At 61.9% G+C, this 20,700-nt stretch carries 20 protein-coding genes and 1 pseudogene; 19 read left to right on the top strand and 2 right to left on the bottom strand.

Annotated features, from left to right (window positions below; translation table 11 throughout):
• Positions 1–19 precede the first annotated feature (19 nt).
• The 10 genes from SO156_RS24550 (at position 20) to SO156_RS24505 (ending at position 8,412) form a co-directional block, all read left to right on the top strand.
• Positions 20–1,708, top strand: a complete 1,689-nt coding sequence (locus SO156_RS24550) for a GspE/PulE family protein (RefSeq protein ID WP_498536531.1) — start codon at positions 20–22, stop codon at positions 1,706–1,708.
• A gap of 4 nt (positions 1,709–1,712) precedes the next feature.
• A complete protein-coding gene (locus SO156_RS24545) occupies positions 1,713–2,924 on the top strand; it encodes a type II secretion system F family protein (RefSeq protein WP_498536530.1) in 1,212 nt (403 codons plus the stop codon).
• A 77-nt stretch (positions 2,925–3,001) separates the two neighbouring features.
• Positions 3,002–3,460, top strand: coding sequence for a type II secretion system major pseudopilin GspG (gene gspG, locus SO156_RS24540; protein WP_498536529.1), 459 nt, complete (start codon positions 3,002–3,004; stop codon positions 3,458–3,460).
• Positions 3,423–3,917 (top strand): prepilin-type N-terminal cleavage/methylation domain-containing protein, encoded by a 495-nt coding sequence (locus SO156_RS24535; RefSeq protein WP_498536528.1) that lies wholly within the window; start codon positions 3,423–3,425, stop codon positions 3,915–3,917. The genes gspG and SO156_RS24535 overlap by 38 nt, the downstream gene beginning before the upstream one ends.
• Complete coding sequence (locus SO156_RS24530) at positions 3,895–4,293, top strand: type IV pilus modification PilV family protein (RefSeq protein WP_498536527.1); 399 nt, start codon at positions 3,895–3,897, stop codon at positions 4,291–4,293. The genes SO156_RS24535 and SO156_RS24530 overlap by 23 nt, the downstream gene beginning before the upstream one ends.
• Complete coding sequence (locus SO156_RS24525; RefSeq protein ID WP_498536526.1) at positions 4,290–4,985, top strand: hypothetical protein; 696 nt, start codon at positions 4,290–4,292, stop codon at positions 4,983–4,985. Before SO156_RS24530 ends, SO156_RS24525 begins: the two co-directional genes overlap by 4 nt.
• An 8-nt stretch (positions 4,986–4,993) precedes the next feature.
• Complete coding sequence (locus SO156_RS24520) at positions 4,994–5,911, top strand: type II secretion system minor pseudopilin (protein ID WP_498536525.1); 918 nt, start codon at positions 4,994–4,996, stop codon at positions 5,909–5,911.
• Between the two features lies 1 nt (position 5,912).
• On the top strand, positions 5,913–6,962 hold the full coding sequence (locus SO156_RS24515) for a PilN domain-containing protein (protein ID WP_498536524.1): 1,050 nt from the start codon (positions 5,913–5,915) through the stop codon (positions 6,960–6,962).
• Positions 6,959–7,525 carry a type II secretion system protein GspM gene (gene gspM / locus SO156_RS24510; RefSeq protein ID WP_498536523.1) on the top strand — a complete coding sequence of 189 codons (567 nt, stop codon included), beginning with the start codon at positions 6,959–6,961 and terminating at the stop codon, positions 7,523–7,525. The genes SO156_RS24515 and gspM overlap by 4 nt, the downstream gene beginning before the upstream one ends.
• 185 nt (positions 7,526–7,710) lie before the next feature.
• The gene (locus tag SO156_RS24505) at positions 7,711–8,412 is read left to right on the top strand and encodes a hypothetical protein (RefSeq protein WP_498536522.1); all 702 of its coding nucleotides are present in this window, start codon (positions 7,711–7,713) and stop codon (positions 8,410–8,412) included.
• A gap of 24 nt (positions 8,413–8,436) precedes the next feature.
• Here the strand turns inward: SO156_RS24505 and SO156_RS24500 are convergent, their stop codons facing one another.
• Positions 8,437–8,628, bottom strand: a complete 192-nt coding sequence (locus tag SO156_RS24500; protein ID WP_458150670.1) for a hypothetical protein — start codon at positions 8,626–8,628, stop codon at positions 8,437–8,439.
• A 341-nt stretch (positions 8,629–8,969) separates the two neighbouring features.
• On the opposite strand from SO156_RS24500, the gene SO156_RS24495 reads away from it, so the two are divergent.
• The 6 genes from SO156_RS24495 (at position 8,970) to SO156_RS24470 (ending at position 16,388) form a co-directional block, all read left to right on the top strand.
• A complete protein-coding gene (locus tag SO156_RS24495) occupies positions 8,970–10,517 on the top strand; it encodes a lipopolysaccharide biosynthesis protein (protein ID WP_498536521.1) in 1,548 nt (515 codons plus the stop codon).
• 3 nt (positions 10,518–10,520) lie between these two features.
• Positions 10,521–12,359 (top strand): asparagine synthase (glutamine-hydrolyzing), encoded by a 1,839-nt coding sequence (asnB, locus tag SO156_RS24490; protein ID WP_498536520.1) that lies wholly within the window; start codon positions 10,521–10,523, stop codon positions 12,357–12,359.
• Positions 12,335–13,450, top strand: coding sequence for a glycosyltransferase family protein (locus tag SO156_RS24485; protein WP_498536519.1), 1,116 nt, complete (start codon positions 12,335–12,337; stop codon positions 13,448–13,450). Before asnB ends, SO156_RS24485 begins: the two co-directional genes overlap by 25 nt.
• A gap of 113 nt (positions 13,451–13,563) precedes the next feature.
• Positions 13,564–14,184 (top strand): acyltransferase, encoded by a 621-nt coding sequence (locus SO156_RS24480; protein ID WP_458150666.1) that lies wholly within the window; start codon positions 13,564–13,566, stop codon positions 14,182–14,184.
• Between the two features lie 79 nt (positions 14,185–14,263).
• Entirely contained in the window at positions 14,264–15,196 is a 933-nt protein-coding gene (locus SO156_RS24475) for an NAD-dependent epimerase/dehydratase family protein (protein ID WP_458150665.1), read from the top strand.
• Positions 15,189–16,388, top strand: coding sequence for a glycosyltransferase family 4 protein (locus tag SO156_RS24470; protein ID WP_458150664.1), 1,200 nt, complete (start codon positions 15,189–15,191; stop codon positions 16,386–16,388). The genes SO156_RS24475 and SO156_RS24470 overlap by 8 nt, the downstream gene beginning before the upstream one ends.
• A gap of 57 nt (positions 16,389–16,445) precedes the next feature.
• Here SO156_RS24470 and SO156_RS24465 read toward each other — a convergent pair whose 3' ends face one another.
• The gene (locus SO156_RS24465; protein ID WP_498536518.1) at positions 16,446–17,837 is read right to left on the bottom strand and encodes a hypothetical protein; all 1,392 of its coding nucleotides are present in this window, start codon (positions 17,835–17,837) and stop codon (positions 16,446–16,448) included.
• A gap of 157 nt (positions 17,838–17,994) precedes the next feature.
• On the opposite strand from SO156_RS24465, the gene SO156_RS24460 reads away from it, so the two are divergent.
• From SO156_RS24460 to SO156_RS24450, 3 genes and pseudogenes are all read left to right on the top strand, one after another.
• Positions 17,995–18,894, top strand: coding sequence for a glycosyltransferase family 2 protein (locus SO156_RS24460; protein ID WP_498536517.1), 900 nt, complete (start codon positions 17,995–17,997; stop codon positions 18,892–18,894).
• A gap of 265 nt (positions 18,895–19,159) precedes the next feature.
• Positions 19,160–19,285 (top strand): annotated as a pseudogene (locus SO156_RS24455) (dTDP-4-dehydrorhamnose 3,5-epimerase family protein); the annotation flags it as partial.
• A 236-nt stretch (positions 19,286–19,521) separates the two neighbouring features.
• Complete coding sequence (locus SO156_RS24450; protein ID WP_498536516.1) at positions 19,522–20,490, top strand: hypothetical protein; 969 nt, start codon at positions 19,522–19,524, stop codon at positions 20,488–20,490.
• Positions 20,491–20,700 lie beyond the last annotated feature (210 nt).

The following is a 20,700-nucleotide window of genomic DNA, read 5'->3' as shown; positions in this document are numbered from 1 at the left end:
AAGGTAAGCTGTGACTGCGATGCGAGACCTATCCGCAGATAGCTTCCGGCAGCATCTTTTCGAAAAACATTCGTTGCCACCGCAGGCGCGCGCGCGCGCAGAGACGTTGAACAGTTCGGCGTTGAACCGACCTTTGCGCGAATTGTGGGAGGCGACCGACCTCTCCGCAGCCGAATTCGCCGACGAGGTCTCCGATTATTTTGGTTTGACTCGGCTGAGCCTTCCGCAGCTTCTGACGACGACGCCGTGCTTGAACGGTTTTTCGCGCCGCTTCCTGCGTGAATCGACAATCTTCCCGTTTCGTGCGCCCAATGATGGCTATCGATTGGCGATTGCCGACCCGTCGGATACTGCAGCCATTCGCGCCGCCGAAATTGTATTCGGCGCACCGGTCGACATCGTAGTTGCTTCATATGAAGATATTACGACAGTTCTCGACCAGCGTGCAGACGCGGAGGATGCGAGTGCGGATGACGCCTCAAAGGACGTGGTGCAGCAATCCGATGACGACATCGAGAGCCTGCGCGATCTCGCGAGCGGCGCGCCTGTGGTCCGCGCGCTCAATGATCTCCTCGAGCGCGCAGTGGAATTGCGCGCGAGCGACATTCATATCGAGCCGTTCCGCGCCGGGCTCGTGCTACGCCTGCGCGTCGATGGCCTCTTGCGCGCTCTGCCCTCGCCGCAGGGAATCCCGCCCCAGGCGTTGATCTCGCGGGTGAAAATTCTCGCCGGTCTCAATATCGCCGAGCGGCGATTGCCGCAGGATGGTGCGGCGCGCGTGCGCGTCGGACGCAGCGAACTCGACGTCCGCGTCGCGACCATGCCGACGCAACATGGCGAGAGCGCCGTTATCCGTCTGTTGCCGCGCGACCGCGGCCTGCTCGAGATGAGCAAGCTCGGTCTTGCCGCGCGCGATGAGAGCGTGATGACGCGGCTGCTTGCCATGCCGCACGGCATGATCGTGGTCACCGGGCCAACCGGCAGCGGCAAGACCACGACGCTTGCCACCATGCTGTCGATCCTGAACGAGCCGACGCGCAAGATCCTCACCATCGAGGACCCCGTTGAATACGAGATTCCCGGCATCAACCAGTCGCAGGTCAAGCCGTCGATCGGGCTGAGCTTTGCCTCCGCCATGCGTGCCTTCGTGCGCCAGGACCCTGACGTGATCATGGTCGGCGAAGTCCGCGACGCGGAGACCGCGCATATTGCGATCCATGCCTCGTTGACCGGCCACCTCGTGCTGACGACGCTGCACACCGAGACTGCGGCTGCCGCCGTGCCGCGCCTCATCGATCTCGGCATCGAAGGGTTTCTGCTGAAGTCGACGCTGCGTGCGGTGGTGGCGCAACGTCTCGTGCGCGTGTTGTGCGACCGCTGCAAGGTGCCGCACGCGCTGACCGAGACAGATCTTGCCAAGGATCCGCGCTTTGCCGTGATCGGCTTCAGGGCGGGCGAGGTCGTGCACGAGGCCGGTGGCTGCGAACGCTGCGGCGGCACCGGCTATCGCGGCCGCAACGGCGTGTTCGAGATCCTGGAAATGTCAGACGATATTCGCCGACTGATCGGGCCGCAGACCGATTCTCACTCCATCGACGCTGCGGCGATGCAGGGCGGTATGACGACGATGTTGGAGGATGCGGTCGCAAAATGCCGCGCCGGGCTGACGACCGTGCCCGAGGTCTTCCGCGTCACGACGGTCCGCTGATCCGATGCCGAACTATCGCTACCGCGCGCTCAATGCCAATGGCGAGCTGGTCTCCGGCGCCATCGCCGCACCCGCACCCGGCGACGTCGCGCAGCGGATCGAACGGCTCGGCCTCGTGCTGGTCGACAACGTCGCGCTGGAGGACGGCGGTTCGGCCCGCAGCGCCTTCAGCGTCTTCAACAAGCCCAAGCTCGCGGACGTCACGATCTTCACCGCTGACCTTGCGCTGCTGCTTCGCGCGGGCGCCCGCATCAATGACGGTTTGGAGCTGCTGGCAGCCGACCGCGATCTCGGACGGCTGCGGCCCGTGGTCGCCGACATCCGTTCGCGCGTGCTCGCCGGCGAGAGCTTTGCCGAGGCGCTGCTGCGGCACGGCACGTTGTTCCCACCGATGTATGTAGCGCTCGTTCGGGTGGGCGAAGCATCGGGGTCGCTCGACCAAGTGCTCGAGGTGCTGGCCAACGAGCGGACGCGAACCGAGGCGCTGAAGCGCAAGCTCAGCGATGCCATGCGCTATCCGGTCTTCGTGCTGGGCGCGGCCGCTTGCGTTCTCTTGTTCTTCCTGACGTTCGTACTGCCGCAATTCGCGAGCGTGTTGCAGGACTTCGGCGCCAAGGTCGACCCGATGCTACTGGTGTTCCTGAACCTGTCGACTTTCCTGCACGACAATTCGGATGCGGTGCTGGCGGGGCTTGCCGCGACGATCGCGATCCTGTGGCTGGTGTTGCGGCAGGAACGCATCCGTCGCGGCATTTCGAACGCGATCACGCGCCTACCGGCAATCCGGGGCATCGTGAGCTCGTATCGCACCGCGCTGTTCTGCCGGAACCTCGGCGTGCTGCTCGGCAGCGGGGTCAATCTGACGACCACGCTACGTATTCTCATCGACATGATGGCGACCGCTGGCCCCTCGACGGTGTGGAGCGAGGCCGCCGACCGCGTCCGCCACGGCACGAAACTATCCGATGCGCTGGCCGAGACCGACGCGCTGCCGGCAATGGCGGTGCGCATGCTCAGGCTCGGCGACGAGACCGGGCAGTTGCCGATGCTGTCTGGCCGCGTCGCCGATTTCTTCGAGGCCAAGCTGCAGCGCACGCTCGACCGCGCCGTCGGCATCGCAGGCCCTGCCGCAATCATCGTGATTTCGGTTGTGGTCGGCGGCCTGATTGTGTCTGTCATGACGGCGTTGATGTCGGTCAGTCAAATTGTCGGCTAGAGCATGATCCGGAAGAGTGCGAAGCGGCTTTCCGAAGAGACTGCACAAACAGTAGCCTGGCTACGGAGGGGGTTGAAGTGACTAGAAATTCAGTCGCACTCGCAAAGCGCGGGCGGCGCGCGCGACGAGGGGAGGCCGGCTTCACGCTGGTCGAGATCCTTGTCGTCATCACCATCATTGGCCTCATCATGGCGCTGGTCGGCCCGCGGGTTCTGAATTATCTCGGCGAGTCCAAGGCGAAGGCGGCCAAGATCCAGATTGAGAGTTTTTCGAGCGCGCTGGATCTCTATTATCTCGACCTGGGCCGTTATCCCTCCACCAACGAAGGGCTGGCCGCACTGGCGCGCAGCAACAATGTACCGGGCTGGAACGGGCCGTATCTGCGTGGCGGCGTCGTGCCAAACGATCCCTGGGGACACGGCTATGTCTACCGCGCGCCCGGCGAGCGCGCGCCCTATGACATCATCTCGCTCGGATCGGACGGTCAGGAAGGCGGCAGTGGAACGGCAGCCGATATTGCCAGCGGCGGGCGCTGAGACCGCGTTCGATGCGCGCGGCTTCGCGCTGATCGAGATCCTGTGCGTGCTCGCCATCATCGGCTTGCTCGCTGCGATCATCCTGCCGGCGATCCCGCGCACGACGACGCGCGCAAGGCTGGAGAGCTATGCGGTCGCGACCGCGGCGCTGCTGAAGGCCGATCGCAGCACGGCGCTGCGTCGTCAGGTCAGGGTTACGACGCAGGTGGATGCCGAGGCTCGCGCGATCCGCTCTGGCGTCACGGGGCGGGTCCTCCGCCTGCCGAACGACGTGACCGTACAGGCAATGCTGGCGGCACGCTGCGCCGACCGTGCCGCCGGGCGAACGATCGATTTCTTCCCGTCGGGTATGTCGTGCGGCGGCGTGATCGCGCTGGCACGGCCGGGCGTGGGCTATGAGGTGCGCGTCAACTGGCTGACCGGAGGCGTCGAAATTGTCGCGCAGAAGCTGCTCTAGAGGCGAGGCCGGCTTCACTTTGATCGAGGCGCTGGTGGCGCTTGCGATCATTGTGGCCGTGCTAGGTACGATCGGGACAGTCATCGCCACGACGGTGCAGGGGACCCGCTCGATCGATCAGCGCCTGGCGCTGGCCGGAGCGGCGGAGACGTTGCTGGCGCAATTGCCGCCGCGCGCGCTGCTCAAGCCGGGGCGGCAAAGCGGCGAGCTCGCGGGCAGCCGTTGGCGCATGGACGTCACGCCGATGAACGTGCCAGGCGGCGATCCCGCGACCGACCGCTTCGTGCCATTATCGGTCAATCTCCGACTCCAGCGTGCCGACGGCAGCGCGTTCCAAATCACGACCGTGAAGCTGGTGCCGAGGGCCGCGCAATGAGGGCGCTGCGCCGCGCATTGGCCGAGGAGGCGGGCTTTACGCTGCTCGAAGTGCTGCTGGCGACTCTGTTGATGACCGTCATCCTCGCGGCTCTGGCGACGGTTACCGCACAGTGGCTGCCGAACTGGAATCGCGGCATCGCGCGCGTGCAGCGGGCCGAGCGCGTTGCCACCGGGCTTGATCGCATCGTCGCGGACCTGTCGGTCGCCGAGCAGCTGCCGATGAACGCCGACAGCAGGACCCCGCTATTCGAGGCTTCCGAGCTGGCGGTGACCTTCGTGCGCACGGCGCTCGGTCCCAACGTGCACCCGGGACTCGAGATCGTGCGTCTGATCGAGAAGGCCGATGCGCGCGGGCTTGCGTTGGTGCGCGAGCGCGCGCCGTTCGCACCGATGCCGTCCGACGGCCAGATACGCTTCGTCGACCAGGTGGTGCTGCTGCGCGCGCCGTTCCGCGTGACCTTCTCCTATTCGGGGCCGGATCAGGTCTGGCAGCCGACCTGGCGCGACCAAGCGCAGCTGCCCGAGCGCATCCGAGTCACCGTGCGCGACAGTTCGACGGGACAGGTGTTGGCGGTTTCGGGGGCTGTGATGCCGCACATCACGACACCCGCCGAATGCGCGCGCGCCAAGAATCCCGCGACATGCGCCACCGCGCGTGCAAAGCCGGAACAGGCCGGGAAACAGGAGTAGCAGCTGTGATGCTCAAGGTCGTCGCGCGACGCCGCGGGAGCGCGGCCGGACAGACAGGCGGCTTCATCGTCGTCGCGGTGCTCTGGATGCTGGCCGCGCTGGCGGCACTCGTCCTGATCTACCTGACCTATGTGACGAACACGACTGTAACGGTGGCCGGCAACACTGATCATATCCAGGCCGACGCGCTGGTGAGCGCGGGCGTCGAACTTGCCGCCTATCAGCTGACGGCAAAAAGCGAGACGCGCCCGACCAGCGGCACGTTCAATGCCCGCATCGGTGCGGGACGGGTGTCCGTGACGTTCCGTTCCGAAGCCGCGCGCATCGATCTCAATGCCGCGCCGAAAGGGCTGCTCGCCGGATTGATGATCGGGCTTGGCATCAGCGAGACGGATGCGGCGAGCTATGCCGACCGCATCCTCGCCTGGCGCGCATCGACCGAGGCGGGCAGTGACGATCCGGAGAATTCCTACTATCGAACGCTCGGCTCGGACTATCTGCCGCGCCATGCGCCATTTCCGCACGTCGACGAGCTCTGGCTGGTGCGCGGCATCCCGTCCGCAGTAATCGAGCGCATGCTGCCCTTCGTTACCGTGTTCAGTAACATGCGGACCGTGAACTTGCTTGACGCGGCGCCCCAGGTGCTGGCGGCGCTGCCGGGCATGACGCCGGAGACATTGCAGCAGATGTTGCGCGACCGGGACGATCCCAACGTCAATCCGCGCTCCTTGCTCGGACTTGCCGGCGCCGGCAGCGCCACACTGGACGGCTCCAATGCGTACCGGCTGAGCGTCGCGGTCGAGTCGACCTCACGTCGGCGCAGCTCGGCCGAAATCGTCATTCTGCTTCTCGAGGGCACCGACGAACCTTATCGTGTATTGTCGTGGCACAACGACCTGGACGGCTCCGCCGGAAAGCCTCTGTGAGATGAATTTACTGCAATCGACACGCGCCATCCTCAACGCCTGGACCGGCACGGTCGCTGCGACCATCGTCGCCGGTTTCGAGCGGATGGTGTCGCCGCGTCTCGTCCGGCTTGTCGAAAGCGAGAGCGGAGAGTTTGCGCTGGAGGCCGCCAACAGGCCGGACAACGTTCCGGCCGGGATCGCTTTTCGTGACGGCGAGTTCGCCGCGGCCAATCTGGCACCGGTGCTTCGCGGAAGCCGCATCGAGATCGTGTTGCGGCCGACGCGCTTCCTATTCCGCCCGCTCGAATTGCCGGCCCGCGCCGCCGATTTCCTCGAAGGCATCGTGCGAGCGCAAATCGACCGGCTGACGCCGTGGAGCGCCGGGGATGCCGTATTCGGCTGCGGCGCGCCGTTTGCAAGCGGCAGCGAGGCCATCACGACCGTGATCGCCGCAGCGCCGCGCAAGCTCGCGATGGGCTATGTCGACGCGGTGTCAGCCTTCCATCCCTCCGCAATCGCGATCTGCACCGATGTGGCCGAACCGGGGCAGGCCCGGATCAAAGTGTTCGAACAGAAGTCCCGCGGCGCCATCGACCGGGCCCGCCTGAGCCGCATGCTACAGATCGTGCTCGGCGTCGCCGCCGTCGCAGCAGTCATCGCTTCCGTTCTCACGAGCTATCTGGCCGACAGCCTCAGCGTGCAGGAGAACGAGCTCGAGCGGCAGATCACCCAGCGCCGAGCCGCGCTGCGCACGGGAACCGATGGCGGCGAACGTTCGCCGCTCGCGCTTCTCGAGCGTCGCAAATACGAGACGGCGGCGAGCGTGATCGTGCTGGAGTCGTTGAGCCGCGTGCTGCCGGATCACACCTATGTCACCGAGATGCATCTCGCGGGCAATAAGCTGCAGATCGCGGGCATCACGCATGATGCGCCGTCGCTGATCCCGCTGATCGAGCAATCCCAGCATTTCACCCGCGCGACATTCTACGCCCCGACCACGCGCTCGCCCTCGGACCCCGGTGAGCGCTTCCATATCGAGGCGCAGATCGAGCCGAGGAACGTGCCATGAGCGCCCAAAGCACCATGACGCGCGCCCTGACTACCTCGCCGTTGATCGCGGTGACCCTTTATGTCGCCATGACCGGTGGTCTTCTGCTCATGGCGGGGCTCTCGGTCGCCGACGTCTTCGCCCATCGGCAGGCGTTGACGCAGACCTCCGATCTGCTCGACCAGTTGCGCGGCCGCAAGGCCGGCATCGGTGGAAAGGCCGCCTTGTCGGCCGACCATCCGGGCACGCCTTTCCTGGAAGGACCGACCGTGACGGTTGCGGGCGCCAATCTTCTGCAGCGCGTCGCCTCCGCGGTCGGTAACGTCGGCGGCTCGGTCCAGTCGTCGCAGGTCGACGTCTCCGGCGCCCAGACCAAGGATGGTCTTGTCGGTCTCGTAATCAGTTGCGAACTGGAGCAATCCAGTTTGCAGAAGCTGCTCTATGATCTCGAAGCCGGCATGCCGTTCCTGTTCGTCGACCAGCTCGATGTCCAGGTGCCGCAGACAACGACCCTGAACGATAGCGGCACCGGCCGCGTCAGGGTGATCCTCGGTGTTTCCGGCCAGTGGCAGGCGGAAAAGTAGGCTCATTCACCAGTTTGTCTGTGGAGCAAAGTGTTTCGGAACGGAGAGCGCAAGGCCGGCAGGTGGGACGTGTTCCCCGGTTCTCGTCGTCGTTTTGATTCGACGCGGGTTGATGGCGCACCGCATTGGAACTAGTTTGCCGACTTGGCCGCGCCACGCGGCGGTCGGTCGCAGGGGGACTGTCGATGATCGCACGGCTGGGACGGATCGGATTGGCCGCGCTATGGATCATCCCTGCCCTGAGCACAGGGGCGATGATGGCGGCGACCTCGTCCCGAATCGATATGCTGCCCGAGGATACCGTCAGCAATTCGACTGACACCGTCGACGTTGGCGCAATGCGCCCGATCGCAAAGCCGGCGCAATCCGCAAGCAAGCCGGTCCCCCGTGGTAACCCGCTCTGGGCTGTGCCGCTGTCGGCGCTTACCGCGACAGAGGAACGCCCGATCTTTTCGGCGACGCGCCGGCCGCCGCCGCGGGCCGTGGCGGCCTCGCCAGGCGAAGAAGCCCCTGCGCCGCCGCCCCCGAAGGCGACCGAGGCCCCGCTGCCGCTCGTTCTGGTCGGAGCCGTGGTCGGCGAGGGCGACGCCATTGCGATCCTCATGGATCGCAACGATCAGAAAGTGATCCGGATGCGCCTGGGTGAATCGCGGGCAGGCTGGTCATTGAGCTCCGTTCAGCCGCGCGAAGTTACTTTCAAGCACGGCGACCGCAGTGAGGTGCTGGCGTTGCAGCGGCTGGACGTGCGGCCCCCGCAGTCCGATCCGAGTGGCGCGGCTGCCATGCCCCCGGGGGCGGGCGGCAAGCTGACCACGCCAGTTACGGGCGGCACCGCGTCCTTCACGCCCCGCTCGACGTCGAAGGAGGGCGGGTCGGACGGTCTTTAAGCCGGGGTGTTCTGACCAAGCATGTCACAGGTCGACGTTAAGCTTCGCCAGACAGTAGCCGAGCAGGACTGCAAATCCGATAAAGGCGGCGCCGATTAGTCCCACGCCCAGCACGCTGATCCACAGACGACTTTTTGGGGTACGATCGGGAAAAGGTTCAAGCGAACGCAATGCGGGATCGCTGATCGACGAGGGCGACGCCATTGCGATTCCCATGGACCGCACCGTCCAGAGAAAGCGATCCGCATTCGTCAGGCTGAATCGCGGGCAGGCTGGTCATTGAGCTCCGTCACGCCGGCGGCGGCGACACCTCTTTCGTGCCCTTCGTGCCTGCCCCGGCAATTGCTACTGATTCCGCCGTTCCCGCATTTCTGGACCAGCGACGTACTCGCGGCTTGGCAAACCGGGACCCAAGCTTGATGCCATTGCCTAAGCCCTTCAATCGCCTTAAGACGCGCTTTCAAGGCCCAATCTGGTCGCCCGAAAACGTATGTTCCGTTGCTGAAATCGACCGGCGATCGAGCAAGGTCAGGCATGGCCTAACCGTTGGAATTGGTGTGAGAAAAAGTCCGCCCGATCTGCTCGGAAATTCGGCTTGGAACGCGATTGCGTTCGTGGTGGCGGTAGCACTCAATCTGGCCATCCTGCCGTTCGTCGTGCTCCGCCTTGGCCCAGCTTCTTTCGGCGTCGCAGGGCTGGTCACAGCCTGCATCGCACCGGCGCTCGTGTTCAGCAATTCGCTGGCGATGTCGACCGCACGCGAACTCGCACAACGATTGACGCCGTCCGATCGCGCTGATGCGCGAAGGTTGTTTGCAACGGCCATGGCGCTGGCAATCGGTGCAGGCACCCTGATCGCCGTCTTCTATGGCTTCGCCGGCGCGCCGCTCGCGCGCCACGGATTCCATCTCAGCGGACCGGTCGCCGATGATCTCGAGCGCGCCTTTGCATTGGCGAGCTTCGGCTGGCTGTGCCAATGTTTGTCGTCAGTTCTTCTCGCGCTGTTCACGGCCCGCCAGGATTATCGGCGGATTGCGTCGATCAGTATCGTCAGTACGGTTACCGCGACCGGATCCATGCTGCTCCTCGTCCCATCTGCGCCGCATGCGTCGACATTTCTCGGCTGTCAGGCATTAGGCTTTGCCAGCAGCCTGCTCGCGACGCTCGGCTGGTCGCGCCAGGCGATCGGCGATTGGTTGGCGCGACCGGCGGTTCATCGCGGTGCGCTGCAAAGTCTGGTGCACCTGGGTGGCTGGCAGCTGGTGGCCCAGGGCGGCGCGCTATTTGCCGCGCAGGCAGACCGCTATCTCCTCGGCGCACTCTTGCAGCCGCAATTCGTGGGTTTCTATGGCGTCGCTCAGCGCCTTGAGGAGGCTGTCTATATCGGGGTCCTGAAAATCGGCGAAACTCTGTTTCCGTTCTTCAGTTCGCTGCACAAGGAGGCGGAAGACCGCAAGGTCGATCTGCTGCTTCGCTCCTCCTGGATCCTCAACGTACTGGCCGCAAGCGCGCTGGGCGGGCTCATTCCGGTGGCCGGACCGCTGCTGCATTTGTGGACCGGTGCCGAGGTCGCGGCAGAAGGCGAGAGGGTGCTTGTGGTGCTGTCGATCGCCGGCATCCTGGGATCGAGCGCAAATGTCCTTGCATTCTATTTGCTGGCACAGGGACGATCCCGCGCCAATGCTCTGATCTCGCTTTGCACCGGCGGCGTCACACTCGCAACCAGCCTCATCGCGCTGCCGCGTTTCGGCTGGCAGGCCGCAGGCTGGAGCGCCTGTGTCGGTATGATCGCGCAGATGATCACGACGGTCCTCGTAGTGCGGCTCAGTATCAAGATTGCGGGTATTTGGTCACGCGTGCTCCATTTCATGCTGATGCCGCTCGGTGTCGGGATCCTGGCGGCGCTGGCACTTCGCCATGGGTTCGATCGCTTCGCGTTCGAGTCCGCGCCGGCATGGTGGTACGTCGGCGGCGTGGCGTCGCTGTCGGCTGCGACTATCTTTGTCGCCGCCGTCACCGCGTCGCAGCTTGGTCCCTATCGCGCCGTCTGCTGGCGCGACCTTCGCGCCGTCGTCGGCCGTTTCATCCCGATCAAGGCGGCCTAGGGAATGTGCGGAATTGCCGGCATATTGGACCTTCGCGGCAATGCCGTCGCACCGGCCGACATCAAGCGGCTGACAGACCTGCTCGCGCATCGAGGCCCCTTCGGCGAAGGCATCTGGTCCAGTGCGGACGGGAGCCTCGCGTTCGGCCACCGTCGCTTGGCGATCATCGATCCCAGTCAGGGCGGCTATCAGCCGATGGTGTCTGCCGACGGTCGCCACGTCATCGTCTTCAACGGCGAGATTTACAATTTCCTCGAGTTGCGCCGCGAGCTCACGGAGCGGGGAACGGTCTTCCGCAGCCAGTCCGATACCGAGGTGATCCTCGCGGCCTGGCAGGCCTGGCGCGAGGACATGCTGCTGCGCTTCAACGGCATGTGGGCGCTGGCGATCTTTGATACCATCAGCGGCGAGTTGTTTCTGGCGCGCGATCGCTTCGGCATCAAGCCGCTGTTGTATGCTCTGTCGCCCGAACGCTTCGTCTTCGCATCCGAGCAGCGTGCGCTGGCGCGGAGTGGATTGATCGATGCGTCGATCGATACCGAGGTAGCGCGGCGTATGCTGCTCGATGCGTTCGGCGTCGAGGGTAGTGAACGGACGCTATTCCGCAACGTCCGCCGGCTGCAGGCGGGCCACTGCATGTGGCTGCGCCATGGCGGGGTGGATGTCCGGCGCTGGTGGCGGACCGTCGACCATCTGCCGGACACCCCGCGCACCGAAGCCGGGCGCGTGGACCGTTTTCGCGAGTTGTTCCAGGATGCCGTGGCCTTGCGGATGCGGAGCGATGTCCCGATCGGGACGTGCTTGTCCGGAGGCTTCGATTCCTCGGCGGTGATTTGCGCCATGGCGGCGCATGAAAGTGCCGGCATGGGACCGCGCGACAGCACTGCATGGCGGCACGCCTTTGTTGCGACGTTCCCGGGCGCCGCGAACGACGAACGGCCGATGGCCGAGGTGGCGGCCGCCTGGGCCGGCGTCGCGCCCACGTTCCTTGAAATCGGGCGCGGCGATGCGTTGACCGATATCGACCAGATCCTGGACGACAATGACGACGTCTATATCGGGCTGCCCAGCGCCGCGTGGCTGATCTATCGGGAGCTGAGACGCCACGACGTGACGGTGTCGCTGGATGGCCACGGGGCAGACGAGCTGATGGGCGCATATCTGCAGGACGGACAAGCGGGCGCCTTCCGAATTCGGAATGCGGCGGCCGACCTTGCCTCACGCTCGGCGCTGGCACGGCGCGGCGTCGATCTCGTGCGGGCTTTGACGGTCAGGGCGAGGGGGCACTACTTCCTGCGCGGCGGCCTGTTGAACGTTCCCGACGAGCTGCCGCTGGTTGCCGAAAACGACGAGTTGCCGCGCGAATGGGGCGCCTTGAACCGCCGGCTCTACCGCATGTTCCACAGCACGGTGCTGCCCACCATTCTGCGCAACTTCGACCGCCTTTCGATGGCGCATGGCATCGAGGTCCGCATGCCGTTCATGGATTGGCGCCTCGTGACTTATACGATGACGCTGCCGGAATCGAGCAAGCTGTCGGACGGCTACACCAAGGCCGTCGCGCGACGGGCGATGGCCAACCTGATGCCGGAGCAGATCCGGACCGCGCGGCGTAAGGTCGGCTTCAATTCGCCGATGCCGGAATGGCTCAACGGACCGCTTGCCGGCTGGATCGCAGCCTTGCTCGACCGCAAGGTGCCGGCATTCGCCGAGCTGGTCGATGAAGCCCGCCTGTCTGCGACGGTCGGCCGCTTGACTGCGGCCAAGGCGTGGGACTGGGAGACGGCCGGCCGCATCTGGCCGTATCTCAACATGAAATGGATGCTGGCAAGGTACGCTTAGATATGCGGGTGTTCCAGAACTGCGGTCTCACTCCTTCCTACCTTACGCGCCTGAATCGCCTGGCATCACAAGGCTTGAGCTTTCATGAACGGCGCGATGTGTTTCTGCAAGATCGGTTCGGCGCGCTTCATTTTCTGCAGCCTGTGCTTGACCGTGATGCAAGTGCGTTCTTGACCTGTGCCAACGATAGCCGTCTACAAGGCCGGTGGGCACGCGAGCATGGTGTCCGCCAGGGAGCAGCGCCGGAGGACATTCTGCTCGCACAGATCGAGCACCACAGAACCGAAGTGCTCTACAACCTCGATCCTGTCGCTTTTCCGAGTTCCTTTGTTCGCAAGCTGCCCGGCTGCGTGAAGAAGACACTCTGTTGGCGTGCGGCGCCGTCGGGAAACGCAGACCTAAGGGCCTATGGTGCGGTGCTCGGAAACTTCCCGTCAATTCTACAGTCATGGCGCGACAAGGGGTGCCGGGCCGAGTGGTTTTCGCCTGCAATAGATCCCGCAATGAGCGAGTACGTGCAGGATGAGCGCCCCATCGACGTGCTGTTTGTCGGTGGCTACTCACGGCACCATTCAGCGCGAGCAAGAACGCTCGAGAAGGTGGCTGCTCTCGCCGGAAACCGACAGATCGTCTATTGTCTTGACTCGTCGCGTTTGACAAGGCTTGCGGAGAGTTGGATCGGCTACCTGCTGCCACTCCAGAAGCATCGGCGTCCGAAGATAGTTGCGGGGATCGCCAAGCCGCCGGTCTTTGGAAGAGAGCTCTACGAGTTGATCGGGCGATCCAAGATCGTCCTCAATGGGGCGATCGATATGGCGGGCCAGGATCGCGGTAACATGCGCTGCTTCGAAGCCATGGGATGCGGTGCGCTGCTGGTTTCGGACGCTGGCCACTATCCCGAGGGAATGGTCGCCGACGAAACGATGCTGGTCTATCACGATGAGAAGAGTTGTCTTGAGCAGATCGAGCGAGCTATCTCCGACTGGACCGATGTACGGCAAATAGCCACGAACGGTCGAATTCGAGTCAATGAAGTCCACACTAAGGCGCGTCAGTGGAGCCTCTTTCAGACTATCGTAGGGCGTCTCTAGCCATTTGACGCATCGCTGCGAATGTCGTCCATTGAAGGTCGAAGCCTGATTTTTGGGAAATGTCCTGTGCACTTTCGGGCGGAGACGTCGGCGCCATATAAGAGGAAACCTTGATGTCCAGCCCCGCCAGCCTTGCGCGCCACTGCGCAAGATTCATAGACGGGATCAATCTCCATTTGCTCGCCCAGCGGCTCATCGGGCGTGCCACCTGCCGTTTGCAAGAGGGGGCTTTTCTGGCTCACTGCGCAAGGATCAGAAACGCGCTTGGCGATAGCGACCAGATCGTCATCGGCCCCTATTCGCATATCAGGGGCGAACTGATGGTTCTTGGTCACGGCGGCCGGATATCAATTGGAGAATGGTGTTACGTGGGCGTGGGGACGCGGATTTGGTCGGGGGTGTCGATCCAAATTGGCAATCGGGTCCTGATCTCACATGCAGTGAATATTTTCGACAATCTCTCGCATCCAATCAAGGCTAGCGAGCGGCACGAGCAGGCCAGGCAGATTTTTTCGACGGGCCACCCCAGAAAGGTTTTTCTTGATGATCGTCCAGTTAAGATAAGCGATGACGCCTGGATCGGCGCCGGCGCGATGGTCATGCGCGGCGTGACGATTGGGGAGGGCGGGATCGTAGCCGCGGGAGCGGTTGTCACCAAGGACGTTCCGGCCTACGCGATTGTTGCCGGAAATCCCGCAACCGTCGTCAGGGAGTTGTCTCCGGATGAGCGATGAGACAATCAGCAAGGCATCGGATCGGCAGCCGATCCGGTTTGCCGTTCGGAATGCGGCTAGTTGAGCATAAGAAAGTTCGATGTCCATCTGGGTCACAGGCGCTAACGGGTTCATCGGCCGCCATCTCGTTCGCGAGCTGGCGCGGACCGGCAATGGCATTCATGGCGTCGGGCACGGTGCGCTCGACCCATCCGAAGCGCGCCGGCTCGGCCTGCAGACCTGGACCAATGGCGAAATCGATGCGGCTAACCTGAACATGCTTTCGGCCGCGCATGGGTCGCCCTCGCAGGTCTTTCACCTCGCGGGCGGCTCTTCCGTCGGGCTGTCGATCGAGCGACCCTTTGAGGACTTTTCCCGAACCGTGTCCAGCACGGCCCGCCTCCTGGAATGGCTGCGCGGTTTTGCACCTCAATGCCGGCTGGTCGTTGCCTCGAGCGCGGCGGTCTATGGCGCGGACCATGTCGGCCCGATCTCGGAGGACGCGACGCTGGCGCCGATGTCGCCCTATGGCGAGCACAAGCTGATGATGGAGCAGCTGTGCAGAAGCTACGCGCGCAGCTATGGAATAGGTTGCGCCGTCGTGCGCTTGTTCTCGGTCTACGGACCGAACCTGCGCAAGCAATTACTCTGGGACATCTGCTCACGGCTGAAGGCTGACGAGCCTGTCCTGACACTCGGCGGGACAGGAGCTGAAATCCGGGACTGGACCGACGTCCGCGACGTCGTCCGATTGCTGGCGTGGATCGGACAAAGCCCGCAACCGGACGGTCTTTGCGTGATCAATGGAGGCTCCGGGGTGGGAGCGAGCGTGGCCGAAATCGCCGTTCAACTGGTCAGGAACTGGGAAAGCAGCACCGTCGTCCGCTATTCCGGTATTGCGCGCCCGGGCGATCCTGCGAGCCTGCTCGCCGATCACCGACGTCTCGGCGAGATGAAATTCGACTGGCGGATTCCCCTCGAGCGCGGGCTCGCTGACTACGTGGATTGGTTCAAGGGTCAGGACCGTGACTGAACAAGCGGCGCTCCGGGTCGCTTTCACCAATATTCCCAGGCGCCTGTGGGCGGGGGGGTACAACTATCAGCGTAATCTGTTCGAGGTCTTGAACCGCCATCGTCCCGGCGCGATCACGCCGGTCCTGTTTGCAGGCGCGGCGGATGATGACGATGAGATCGCTGCCTTCGCGCGGATCCCGGGCGTGGAGGTGGTTCGCTCGCCGGTGTTCGATCGTGCAGGCGGCCATCTCTTCCGCGCGCTCGCCTTCGGACTCGATGCGCCCGCGTACGCGTTGTTCCACGATCACAACATCGACATGGTGTTCGAATCCGCTCGGTTCTTCGGTTGGCGCTTGCCATTTCCCGCGATCGCGTGGTTTCCGGATTTTCAGCATCGTCTGCTCCCGCATCTCTTCTCCAAGAGCGCGTATTGGCGGCGAGAGCTCGGCTTTCGCGTCCAGATCGCGTCCGGCCGGCACATTATGTTGAGCAGTGATAGCGCGCTTGGCGATCTCCGGAAATTCTATCCCGGAGTGTCGAACGGCGTCTCGGTGGTTCGGTTTGCGACCGAGCCGCCGGCCGGCCTGCTCGCCACCAACCCGTCCGACGTGATCGCGAAATACTGCCTGCCTCCGCGCTATTTCTATCTGCCAAATCAGTTCTGGCGGCACAAGAACCACCGACTCGTGATCGACGCACTCGACGTGCTGAAACGTCGTGGCATCGAGGTCGTCGTCGCGGCATCGGGGAGCACGCAGGACTTTCGTGAACCCGATTATTTTGAGAACACGATGAGGCAGGTCAAGGCGCGGGGCCTCGCGGTAAATTTTCAGCATCTCGGCATGATCCCGCTGGAACACGTCTATGCTCTCCTGCGCGCGTCGATGGCGCTCATCAATCCTTCGGAGTGCGAGGGTTGGAGCACCACCGTGGAAGAGGCAAAGTCGTTCGGCGTTCCGATGATCCTGTCCGACCTCGATGTTCATCGCGAACAGACCGACGGGGGGGCGCGATACTTCGGTATACGCAATCCCGAAGCGCTGGCCGATCAAATGTCAGATGTCGTGCAAAGAGCCGAGCCTGGGAACGTCCGTGATTTGTTGCCGAATCTGGAGGAGCGCGTAAAGGCGTTCGTTGCGGACTTCGTCCGACTTGCCCGAGGTGTCAAGCAAGCGTCGCGCGCCGAGCCTTCGATCAGGACAGGCGGGTGAGGGCAACGCGCCAGCAGAACGGCCCCGTCCGAGCTTGAGTTCAAGTCGGATCCCGCATCACTGATGATGCGGGAAAGGAATTTCATGCGAATAAGTAGTCTGCGAGCGATGGGAGTCGGCCGTGTTGAGCCCCGGCTTTCGCGAGGTAGTGCCATTGGATACGAACAGTTGCCGCGGTGTTAAGTACCAAAGCAGACATAGGAGGGCTGCACCATGAGTAGCAATGGCCACGGACAGCGGGACGTTCAGCAAGATTTGCGGCAGCATACCGGCCGAAACCAAGATAAAGCTGGGTGGCAAGCTGGCCGAAACTCGATTTGCAAACGAGACGATTACGCCGCAAACGAATGCTGAAACAGGGGCGAGCCACAGGCCAACTGACGCAATTCCTTCTGTTGCAAACAAGGACGCATTGAAGTGGCCCAGGTGGTACTCATTGTGCATGATGATCGAAAGCTGGTCACGGTAGGGGCAGGTCAAGATGGTCTTGAGCAATGAGACATGACAGAAATGCGTGAGCTCGTTGCGCGAAAAAAAGTCGTTGTAAACGTCCATGGCGAGTGCCGGGATCGCAAGCATGCGGAAATTTACAATCGAGAACGGTTGACCAGCAGCAGTGAATCCAAGAGGCAAAAGAAGAAGGCCGAAGGTCATCGGTAGAAGTAACGAGAGTACAACCACGTTTCTCGGAGATGTCCTTGCTGACAGCAGCTGAAGAAACGTAAGCCAAAGCGGAGCAAACAGAGCGGTCTTAGTCAAGGTGACGGGGAAAAGCAGGAGCTGCAGCAAGACGACGACGACCAAACGTCTGTACCACTGACGCGCCAGGGAATACGCAAAGGCAAATGGCAGGAGTGCGCTAGAACTAATCCAGACCAGATAGCCTATCGGTCTTGGAACCAAGATCGTCTCGCGGGCATCGGCGAGCCCTCCCGTGAGAGGGATAGAAAAGCTGTAGTAGGCTCCTGACGCAATAACGAATGCGGACAGGCATATGGCGAGAGAAACGATGCGATCAAAGGTTGTAATCGAGACCTCCAGGGAATGTTTCAACGACCTGCCCAGGAGGAGCGCAGGAAGCAGAAATGCTATGCAAGAGATCGCAGCCGACCAGCCAGCGAGCAAATGATTGTACGGAAACTCGCTGAAACAGATCAGCCAAAGAAAGCACGATGTCATGCTGAAAAAGTAAAAGCCGACGAAATAGCCTATGGAGAAAGGACAGAAGACAAATAGACCGCCCACGACTGAAAACAGGGTGACCGCCAGCAATGCGACCCACAGCGCATCAAGTCGGAAATGAATGTGATAGACGTTAGCGTCTATGAGAACCTTGGGAGTTGCGGTTGCGATTACAACTAGTGAGATGCAGCAGATCGCAACATGAAGAGCAATCAAGATGCTGAGCTGCTTTTCAGTCCTGCCGAACTGTGACATCTTGCGGGCCAATGCGAGTTCAATCGTAGGATGAGTATACATCGGGGCGCCAAACACTTGCTCTGACTAGATTGTCGACCTAAGAAGCTCAATGCAACTTGCAGTGTTGGTTTTAGGAACGTGAGATTCGGATGAAATGAGGTGTCAGGGCAAGAAAATTATCATTCTGATGGCGACGTACAACGGATCGGAACATATCGAGGAGCAGCTACAGTCGTTGGCCTCGCAAACCCATGCAAACTGGGAGCTTATTGTTTCGGATGATGGTTCCACGGATCAGACGCGCGAGATCGTTCATCATTTTTCGCAAGCAGTATCCCAGAAAATCACCATAATCAAAGGGCCGCAGCAAGGTTTTTGGAAGAACTTCCTTTGGCTTGTAAACCAGGCAGGCCAAGCGCAGGGGGATCTCTTTGCGTATTGCGATCAGGATGACGTTTGGTTGCCTGAAAAGCTTGAGAGGGCGACCGATTGGTTCGAGAAGACAGGGCAAGAGAGGCCGGCCCTCTACTTCGCAAGAACAGAGCTGATTGATGAGGCCGGAAAACCAATTGGTTTTTCGCCGTTATTCTCCCGCCAGCCGAGTTTTCAGAATGCCCTCGTGCAGAATATCGGGGGCGGGAATACGATGGTTATGAATAGGCCAGCGAGGGCTTTGCTTGCACAGACACCCAAGACCGTAAACCTCATCGCGCACGATTGGTGGACCTACCAACTGGTGACGGCAGCCGGTGGAAGTGCGTTCTATGATCCCTTACCGTCTGTGAGATATCGTCAGCATTCGCAAAATCTAATCGGGTCGAACAGAGGCATACGTCAGCGTTTGACTCGGACAATGGCCTTTGGAAGTGGACGCTGGAGGGGCTGGAATGACGTAAGCCTCGCGGCTCTTGGATCAATCAGGGGCTTGTTCACACCGTCGGCTTTGGCGACGCTTGACGACTTTTCGCTCGCACGACGAAGCAAATTGGCCGATCGGATACGGCTGCTGTGGCGTTCGGGCGTGTATCGTCAGAATGCGACTGAGACGATAGCGATGTATGTTGGCGCCATTTTCGGACGGATATAGCGCTTACGCGACGGCGGGTACATCCTCGGTATAAGGGTGAGCAGCTCGGGCTCCATATCGCCGAGCGTCCTTTCCCCGCGCTCCATCTAACGGCTTTGGTGCGCCGAACTTCCAGCAGAGACCTCGGTCATGGCTTCCCCATCCAGAAGCCGGGCGACAAAGCGCAGGCGCTCTTCCATCACAAAGCTCGCTTTCCACAGCATCCACACCGCCCGCAGAACAAAAGCGGAAAGTGTAACCCATGTGTGCGGTACGTTCCGTCGCCTCGCGCGGTGCCATCTTGGATGTGGCCGTCGATATCCGGGCTGGCTCGCCTACGCACGGTGCTCACGTGGGGGGTGAGCTGTCAGCAGCAAACTGGAAACAACTCTGGATTCCGCCGGGCTTTGCAGATAGAGATCGGCTGGGGCGTCTTGGCGCGGCTCTGGGAAAGAGCGCTTGTCGGCGATACGTCAGTTGACCTCGCTGAGGCCGTATGAGGCCCATCTTGTCGTCTCGTAACTCTCATCCATGATGTTTCGCAGATTCACTGGCAAGGACAGCGTCGTTCCGCGACAGGGGTCGACATTTGTCAGCGATTTGGCCGTCATCTATCTGGCGCGCTATGCTGAAGGAACAAGACCGGTCATGAACTTCATCGAGTCCTTCGAGCGTCATTCGCCCGGGATTGCGCATGATCGTGTGGTTATCCGAAAAGGTTTCCCATCTCGTAAAACTGCGCTCGACCATACCTTGGCGCGTGCATTTCCCCATTCCGTGTCGCTGTCGGACGACAGCTTCGATATCGCTGCCTATGCTGACGCTGCCGCCCAGCTTCCGCATCGTCGCGTGGTTTTCCTTAACACATTTTCGGAAATCGCGGCGGACGGCTGGCTGCGCAAGCTCGATTCGGCGTTTGCCGATAGCGAGGTCGGAATCGCCGGAGCCACCGGTTCCTATGAAAGCCCTCTGAGTAGCATGAAGCACGTTCAGAAGGGGTGGTGGCTGCTTCAGAGCAAGGGGATTCCAAATCCGGCCGGCACGCTGCGATTGCTGCAGGCGATCAGAAGGCGCTTACCGAAATGGTTGGCGACCAAACTGGTGTCTATCGCAATCTCCTATTTCTCCGCACGCTCGTCGCGCGCCAATTGCGACCAAACGCTGGATGACAGATTCGAAGCCTACTGGGCCAATCAGATCGGCCCCGGCGGCGCGCTGGCGCGCCTGAAGGACATGAAGGTGTTTCCAAATCCACACATCAGAACGAATGCTTTCATGATTGAACGAAAGCTCTTTCTCGATGTGCTGCCCGATTCGCTCGAAACCAAAAACGATTCATACCTGTTTGAGAACGGTCCGGACGGGCTCACACAGCAAATTCTTCGGCGTGGCATGAAAGCGGTGGTGGTGGGGGTTAACGGGCGCGCGTACGCGATGGAGGAATGGGGCGATAGCGGTACATTTCGCCTTGGAGACCAGCACAATCTTCTCGTCAAGGATAACCAGACTCGCGCATTCCAGAACATGAATGCGGCCGAGAGGCGTGCGTTCACGATAATGACTTGGGGCGACGGCAGAAGCCCACCTCAACCGGCAGGTCCCAGCCGAGTGCAATAGGGCAGATCTCTCAGGTACGATATTACCAACAATCTGTGCGCGATTGATTGTACAGCGTGGCGCACGTTGGTAAACAAGCCCCCTCGATCTGCCTCGGTGGGTTCCAACTGACATTCCAATAGCTTAATCGATCTGGAATCGATATTCGCAGTTTCCTGGAGAGATGAATGCACGTCGTTCGCGCGAACATTTGTCATGCGCAATTGCTAT

The sequence above is a fragment of the Bradyrhizobium sp. UFLA05-125 genome, from assembly GCF_059803515.1.
Note: the sequence above shows the minus strand (reverse complement) of the source record. Positions and strands in the feature narration are given on the sequence as shown.